The following is a 6855-nucleotide window of genomic DNA, read 5'->3' on the forward strand; positions in this document are numbered from 1 at the left end:
AAGCAATTCGCCGATGCGATCCTGAGATTCTTCCGCGAAACCATCCCCAAAGAGTGGAAAACATTCCGAGATCAGGTCTCAGACAACTTCAGGGTCATAACACACGAAAAATTTCGGGTTTTGGGGTGAGTGCGGTATAACGTAGAGTTTGGATTGACCCGGGGCTCTGCCACCCGCTAAGCAACCGCGAAAGAAAATTACGCCAGGGACAAATCGCCTGAACAGGTCTGTCCTGAGCCACAGCCAAGGAGCCTTTGATGGCCGAGATTGAACGCGAAGCAATGGAATACGACGTTGTGATCGTTGGGGCAGGCCCAGCCGGTCTGTCAGCGGCAATCCGACTGAAACAGCTGGACAGCGACCTGCAGGTTGTTGTGCTGGAAAAAGGTTCGGAAGTTGGCGCGCATATTCTGTCTGGTGCGGTTCTGGATCCTTGCGGGCTGGATGCGTTGATCCCGGACTGGAAAGACAAAGGCGCGCCCCTTAACGTGCCGGTCAAAGATGACAATTTCTTCATGCTGGGCGAAGCTGGCGAAGTGCGCATCCCGAATGCGCCGATGCCGCCCTTGATGAACAACCACGGCAACTACATCGTCTCCATGGGCAATGTTTGTCGCTGGATGGCGGAACAGGCCGAGGAGTTGGGCGTTGAAATCTTCCCGGGCATGTCCTGTTCCGAGCTGGTCTATGGCGACAACGGCGAAGTCAAAGGCGTGGTTGCTGGCGTCTTTGGGCTGGAGGCAGATGGCTCCTACGGTCCAAACACCGAGCCGGGTATGGAGCTGCACGGCAAATATGTCTTCCTGTCCGAAGGTGTGCGCGGATCCCTCTCCAAAGAGGTGATCGCGAAATATGGCCTGTCGGATGGCAAAGAGCCGCAGAAATACGGCGTTGGCATGAAAGAAATCTGGGAGATTGATCCTGCCAAGCACAAAGAGGGTTCTGTCACGCATACAATGGGATGGCCGCTGGGCTCCAACGCAGGTGGTGGGTCGTTCATCTATCATCTGGACAACAACCAAGTTTATGTCGGTTTCGTTGTTCACCTGAACTACAAAAACCCGCATCTCTATCCTTACATGGAATTCCAGCGGTTCAAGCATCACCCGATGGTGGCCGAGCTGCTGAAAGGCGGCAAGCGCGTTGCCTATGGCGCACGTGCGATCACAGAAGGTGGCTATCAGTCGATGCCAAAGCTTGTGGCCCCTGGGGTTGCGCTGCTGGGCTGCTCTGCAGGGATGGTCAACGTGCCGCGCATCAAGGGCAACCACAACGCGATGCTGTCCGGTAAGGCCGCTGCCGAAGCTGCTTTTGACGCCATCAAGGCCGAGCGGTCTGGCGATGAGCTGTCCGCATACGAAGCCGACGTGCGCGGCGGCGCGATTGGCAAGGACCTGAAGATGGTGCGCAATGTCAAACCGATGTGGTCGAAGTGGGGGCTGACAGCATCGCTGATGCTGGGCGGTCTGGATATGTGGACCAACAATCTCCTTGGCGTCTCTCTCTTCGGGACGCTGGGCCACGGCAAAAACGATGCAGAATCCACTGAGCCTGCGGATCAGCACAAGCCGATTGATTACCCCAAGCCAGACGGTGTTCTGTCGTTTGATCGCCTGACCAATGTGGCCTTTGCGGCGACCAATCACGAGGAAAGCCAGCCCTGCCATTTGCGGTTGGGCAATGCAGACACCCCCATCTCGGTCAACCTGCCGAAATACGCGGAACCGGCGCAGCGCTACTGCCCGGCGGGTGTCTACGAAGTGGTCGAAAAAGATGGCAAGCCGGAATTTGTGGTGAACTTCCAGAACTGTGTTCACTGCAAGACCTGCGATATCAAAGACCCGAGCCAGAACATCACCTGGACCACGCCGCAAGGCGGTGATGGGCCGAACTACCCGAATATGTGATCTTCGGGTGAATGGTTTTGGCAAGGAATTGCCGGTAGTGTTGGGGCAGCCTTTGGGCTGCCCCATTGCGTGTGATGGGGTTGCGCTTTAGGCTGCCTGGCGAGGCAAATATTGACCAGTCACCAAGAAGGAGGCCGCCGCGTGCCCGTTCCAGTTCTCCGCAGTTTGATCTGCGCCGCCGCCATCGCTGCGGCTCTGCCTTTGGCGACACCCGTACAGGCAAACGGACTGGCAGGATCCTATCTCGCGGCGCGGGCGGCGACGTTGGACAGCGACTTTCAGGCCTCTGCAGACTACTACGGGCGCGCGTTGCTGCGGGATCCGTCGAACCCTTTGTTGATGGAACATGTGATTTTCGCCCGCCTCGCATTGGGTGATGTGCAAGGGGCGGCGCCTGTCGCGAAAAACCTGACGCAACTGGGTGCGCGCAGCCAAGTTGCCAACATCGTGATGGTCGCAAGTGCCGTCAAACATGGTGATTTCCAATCTCTGATCGACGCCGGAGAAGGACAATTTGCCATCAACGGGCTGGTTGATGGTTTGATCCTCGGCTGGGCACAACTGGGCGCCGGCAATGTGTCAGCAGCTTTGGCGCAGTTTGATGCGCTGGGCGAGCAAGAGGGTTTGGGTCTATTTGCCCGCTATCACCGTGCCTTGGCGCTTGCTTCGGTTGGTGACTACGAAGGGGCAGAGGCGCTGTTTGCGGCCGACGGTGGGCAGCTGACAAACACATCGCGCCGCGCGGTTATTGCGCGTTTGCAGATCCTGTCGCAGCTTGGCCGCAATGAAGATGCGCTGAACGTACTGTCTGATGCTTTCAACGGTCAGTTGGACCCCGGATTGGCGGCGGTGTCTCGCCAACTTCAGGAGGGCGAGACGCTGTCCTTCACGCTGGCGGCCACCCCCGTGGACGGGATCGCCGAGGTCTTCTTCACCATGGGCGCGGCACTAAACGGCGAGATGGCTGATGACTATGTGCTGATGTATGCGCGGGTTGCTGCAACACTGCGTCCGGATCATGTCGATGCTGTTTTGCTGGCCGCCGAACTGTTCGACAAACTGGGCCGCTATGGGCTGTCCATTGATCTCTATAAAATGGTCCCCAAAGGTCATCCAGACTATCATGCCGCGGAATTGGGACGTGCAGAGGCCTTGCGCCGGGCTGCAAAACCCGATGCAGCCGCAGAGGTCCTGCAACAATTGGCGCGTGATTTCCCGCAGGAGGCACCGGTTTACACCAATCTCGGTGATCTGTTGCGCCAGCAGGAGGATTATCGCGGGGCAATCAAAGCCTATGATACCGCGTTGAGCCTGCTCGACGAGTCGCAGGATGGACGTTGGTTTGTGCTCTATGCTCGGGCGATCTGCCATGAGCGGCTCGACAATTGGGACCAGGCAGAAGCCGATTTTCGCGCGGCCCTGGATATCCGCCCCAACCAGCCGCAGGTGCTGAACTACCTTGGCTATTCTCTGGTGGAAAAGCAGATCAAACTGGACGAAGCCCTGTCGATGATCGAACGCGCGGTCGCTGCGCGTCCAGATGCGGGGTATATTGTCGACAGTCTGGGCTGGGTGCTCTACCGGTTGGGACGTTACGCGGACGCAGTGGTTCACATGGAAAAGGCCGTTGAGCTGATGCCGGTCGATCCCGTGGTGAATGACCACCTGGGCGACGTTTATTGGGCCGTTGGTCGCGAACGCGAGGCAGAGTTCCAGTGGAAGCGTGCGCTGTCTTTCATCGACCCTGAGGACACCGATGGCGAGGCCGATCCGAACCGGATCCGGCGCAAACTGGACGTCGGGCTTGATGCCGTTCTCCTCGAGGAGGGCGCGGAACCTCTGAAGGTTGCCAATGAGGGTTGAGGCCTTCGCTCCGGCCAAGATCAATCTGACCTTACATGTCACGGGCCAACGGGCAGATGGGTACCATCTGCTCGATTCGCTTGTGGTGTTTGCTGACATTGGGGACCGGATTGTTGCAGAGCCAGCATCCGAGCGCAGCCTGCAGGTGCAGGGGGCTATGGCTGACGGTGTGCCTGCTGATCAATCCAATCTGATGTGGCGCGCTGCGGATCTGTTCGACAGTCCGCAAGAGGCGGCGCTACAGCTCCATAAGGATTTGCCCGCCGCATCTGGCATCGGCGGCGGATCGTCGGATGCCGCTGCCACCTTGCGGGCGTTGTCCGAGCTGTGGGGGGTGCCCATGCCGTCTTCGGATGCAGTGCTTGGCCTTGGCGCCGACGTCCCGGTGTGCCTGCATCCCATTGCCCAGCGTATGAGCGGAATCGGTGAGCAGCTGACCCCGCTGCCTCAGTTGCCGCAATTTCATATCGTCTTGGTGAACCCTGGCGTGTCGGTGGCAACGCCTGCGATATTTCGCGCTCTGGAAAGACGTGAAAACGCACCGATGGCCGAACTGTTGCCGACTTGGGAAAACGCTCAGGCGCTGGCGGAGTGGCTGTCAGATCAGCGCAACGATCTGCAGGCGCCCGCAGTCACTCTGGCGCCGGAAATTGGTACTGTCTTGGCTGCGTTGCAGGCGACTATGCCGTTGTTTTCTGCCATGTCAGGGTCTGGTGCCACATGTTTTGGCCTGTATCCAAGCACAAAGCAGGCGCAAGATGCGGCCGCTCATCTGCGTCGTCACCATGCGGATTGGTGGGTTCGGGCGGGCCAACTGCTGGCACCGTAGAAGTCCGAGCATCGGTTCAGACCAGTATATCGGCCTGCGCGCATATTCGGGCGAAGTGGGTGAATTGAGTGAATGGGCTGCGCCGCCCTCTCAGTTCAGTCGCGCGACCACATAATCCGACAGGTCGTGGAGCATTGTGCGGATCGGATCGTCCGGCAAGGCGGTCAGCGCGGTCTGCGCCTTCGCCACCCAGCCCAACGCATCATCACGGGTCGCGCCAAGGGTGTTGTATTTCCCCATCAACGACAGCGCGTGCTCCAGATCGCCGTCCTCCTGACGACCCTTTTCAATGGTCCGCTGCCAGAAGGCGCGTTCTTCGTCGGTGGCCTGCGCTACCGCCTTGATCACGGGTAGCGTCAGTTTGCGTTCCCGGAAATCATCGCCAACGTTTTTCCCTGTGGCCGAGGACTGCCCCTGGTAGTCCAAGAGGTCATCCGCGATCTGGAACGCGATCCCCAGCGCATCGCCATAATCAAACAGAGCTTGCACCTCGGCTTCGCTGGCGTCGGCGATCACGCCGCCCGCCTGGGTGGCTGCTGAAAACAGTGCAGCGGTCTTGCCGCGAACGACTTGCAGATAGATGTCTTCGTTGGTCGCCAGATCGCTTGCTGCTGTCATTTGCAGCACCTCGCCTTCGGCGATGGTGGCAGAGGCGTTGGCCAAAATGTCCAGCACCCGAAGGGATCCGGTTTCCACCATCAATTGGAAACTGCGGGCAAAAAGATAGTCGCCGACCAGAACAGAGCTCTTGTTGTCCCAAAGGAGATTCGCTGTCGGTCGCCCACGACGCTGGCCACTTTCGTCGACCACGTCATCATGCAGCAGGGTGGCGGTGTGAATGAACTCCACAGTGGCGGCCAGTTTTACATGGTTGTCGCCACGATAGCCGCAGAGCTTCGCCGCGGCGAGGGTCAGCATCGGACGCAGTCTTTTGCCCCCGGCCTCGACCAGATGCGCGGTCACCTCCGGAATGCGCGGCGCATGTTCAGAAGCCATACGCGTGCGGATCAGCGTGTTCACCGCTGCCATTTCTTCGCTGAGTGTCGCGGCCAGCATATCGTGCGGCTTTTGCGTCAGGACTTGATTCATCGTTTTCCCGCTTGCAAGGCTCGACAAGGCGTTGACCTTGCCCTTAGATCCATCCCCATGAAGGAATTATTGCGCAGCACCGACCCGACAATCATGGCCTTTGCCACCGCCCTTCTTGAGGGAGAGGATATAGACTGCTTTCAAATGGACGTAAATATGAGCATCCTTGAAGGTGGCATTGGGATTTTTCCGCGCCGGTTGATGGTGCGGGAAGAAGATCACGCTTTGGCTGAACGCGTGATGCGCGACAACGACATCCCGTTGCGGTGATGTTTCGATCCGAGGATCTGAGCCAAGACGCGTTCCTGGGTGGGCGCGTCCAGTTGTTGCAACCAAAGCAGGGATATCGTGCCGGTGTCGATCCTGTGTTGTTGGCTGCGGCGGTTCCGGCGCGATCCGGTGCGCGCGTGCTGGAGTTGGGGTGCGGCGGCGGCCAGGGATTGTTATGTTTGTCAGCACGCATTCCGGGTCTGGAGCTGACGGGCGTCGAATTGCAGGCGGAATACGCGGACCTGGCGCGACGCAATGCCGCGCTGAACACAACAGAACTGCGGGTGGTCGAGGCCGATTTGACGGCCTTGCCAGCCGATTTGCGCCAGCAGCACTTTGATCACGTCATCGCCAACCCGCCTTATTATCGGGCGGGCGCTCATAGTCCTGCGCGCGATGTTGGGCGACAGATTGCTTTGGGTGGCGATACGCCGCTTGAGGCCTGGGTGGATGTGGCGGCACGGCGGCTGGCGCACAAAGGGTATTTGCACATGATCCAACGCGCGGATCGGTTGCCCGGAATGCTGTCTGCAACACTGACGCGACTGGGGTCCGTCGAAGTTCTGCCACTGGCCCCCCGTGTTGGGCGCGCGGCTGAACTTGTCCTGATGCGGGCGCGCAAGGGCGGGCGGGCGCCGTTTCGGCTTCATGCGGCTCTCTGTTTGCACGAAGGTCGCGAACATGCAGGCGATCATGAAAGCTATGTGCCAGCGGTGCGTGCGGTTTTGCGCGACGGTGCAGCGTTGCCCTGGCCGACCTAAAGCGTCTTTCCTGAAGTCTGAATCGTTTTGGGTTCCCAAATTGGTGCTGGCGTGATTCAAGATATCCGGGAGGATGTCTTATGCCAGCACCATTGCCATCAGCGCTGCGGGCGCGTTTTGAAGAGTACATTGCCGA

6 protein-coding genes and 1 pseudogene are annotated in these 6855 nt (G+C 59.1%); 6 read left to right on the forward strand and 1 reads right to left on the reverse strand.

Translation table 11 applies throughout. The features are described 5' to 3' along the window. The 4 genes and pseudogenes from Q0C28_RS17765 to Q0C28_RS10510 form a co-directional block, all read left to right on the forward strand. Window positions 1-129 (forward strand): annotated as a pseudogene (locus tag Q0C28_RS17765) (IS630 family transposase); the annotation flags it as partial. 128 nt (window positions 130-257) lie between these two features. Next, window positions 258-1907 carry an electron transfer flavoprotein-ubiquinone oxidoreductase gene (locus tag Q0C28_RS10500; protein ID WP_293575501.1) on the forward strand — a complete coding sequence of 550 codons (1650 nt, stop codon included), beginning with the start codon at window positions 258-260 and terminating at the stop codon, window positions 1905-1907. A gap of 141 nt (window positions 1908-2048) precedes the next feature. After that, entirely contained in the window at window positions 2049-3770 is a 1722-nt protein-coding gene (locus tag Q0C28_RS10505; RefSeq protein WP_293575503.1) for a tetratricopeptide repeat protein, read from the forward strand. After that, the gene (locus Q0C28_RS10510) at window positions 3760-4599 is read left to right on the forward strand and encodes a 4-(cytidine 5'-diphospho)-2-C-methyl-D-erythritol kinase (RefSeq protein ID WP_293575505.1); all 840 of its coding nucleotides are present in this window, start codon (window positions 3760-3762) and stop codon (window positions 4597-4599) included. The genes Q0C28_RS10505 and Q0C28_RS10510 overlap by 11 nt, the downstream gene beginning before the upstream one ends. 90 nt (window positions 4600-4689) lie before the next feature. On the opposite strand, the gene Q0C28_RS10515 is transcribed toward Q0C28_RS10510, so the two are convergent. Next, window positions 4690-5688: a polyprenyl synthetase family protein gene (locus tag Q0C28_RS10515; RefSeq protein WP_293575507.1), complete on the reverse strand. Its 999-nt coding sequence runs from the start codon at window positions 5686-5688 to the stop codon at window positions 4690-4692. 57 nt (window positions 5689-5745) lie between these two features. Here Q0C28_RS10515 and Q0C28_RS10520 point away from each other — a divergent pair, with 57 nt between their 5' ends. Continuing rightward, window positions 5746-5958, forward strand: a complete 213-nt coding sequence (locus Q0C28_RS10520) for a DUF2007 domain-containing protein (RefSeq protein WP_293575509.1) — start codon at window positions 5746-5748, stop codon at window positions 5956-5958. Then, window positions 5958-6719, forward strand: coding sequence for a methyltransferase domain-containing protein (locus Q0C28_RS10525; RefSeq protein WP_293575511.1), 762 nt, complete (start codon window positions 5958-5960; stop codon window positions 6717-6719). Before Q0C28_RS10520 ends, Q0C28_RS10525 begins: the two co-directional genes overlap by 1 nt. The last annotated feature ends 136 nt before the right edge of the window (window positions 6720-6855 follow it).

This window comes from Phaeobacter sp. (assembly GCF_022825805.1).
Lineage (GTDB): Bacteria > Pseudomonadota > Alphaproteobacteria > Rhodobacterales > Rhodobacteraceae > Phaeobacter.

Coding starts and splice junctions, on each gene's coding strand:
- Q0C28_RS10510 (WP_293575505.1), top strand. CDS start 3,760: ATGAGGGTTGAGGCCTTCGCTCCGGCCAAGATCAATCTGACCTTACAT.
- Q0C28_RS10515 (WP_293575507.1), bottom strand. CDS start 5,688: ATGAATCAAGTCCTGACGCAAAAGCCGCACGATATGCTGGCCGCGACA.
- Q0C28_RS10525 (WP_293575511.1), top strand. CDS start 5,958: ATGTTTCGATCCGAGGATCTGAGCCAAGACGCGTTCCTGGGTGGGCGC.
- Q0C28_RS10520 (WP_293575509.1), top strand. CDS start 5,746: ATGAAGGAATTATTGCGCAGCACCGACCCGACAATCATGGCCTTTGCC.
- Q0C28_RS10500 (WP_293575501.1), top strand. CDS start 258: ATGGCCGAGATTGAACGCGAAGCAATGGAATACGACGTTGTGATCGTT.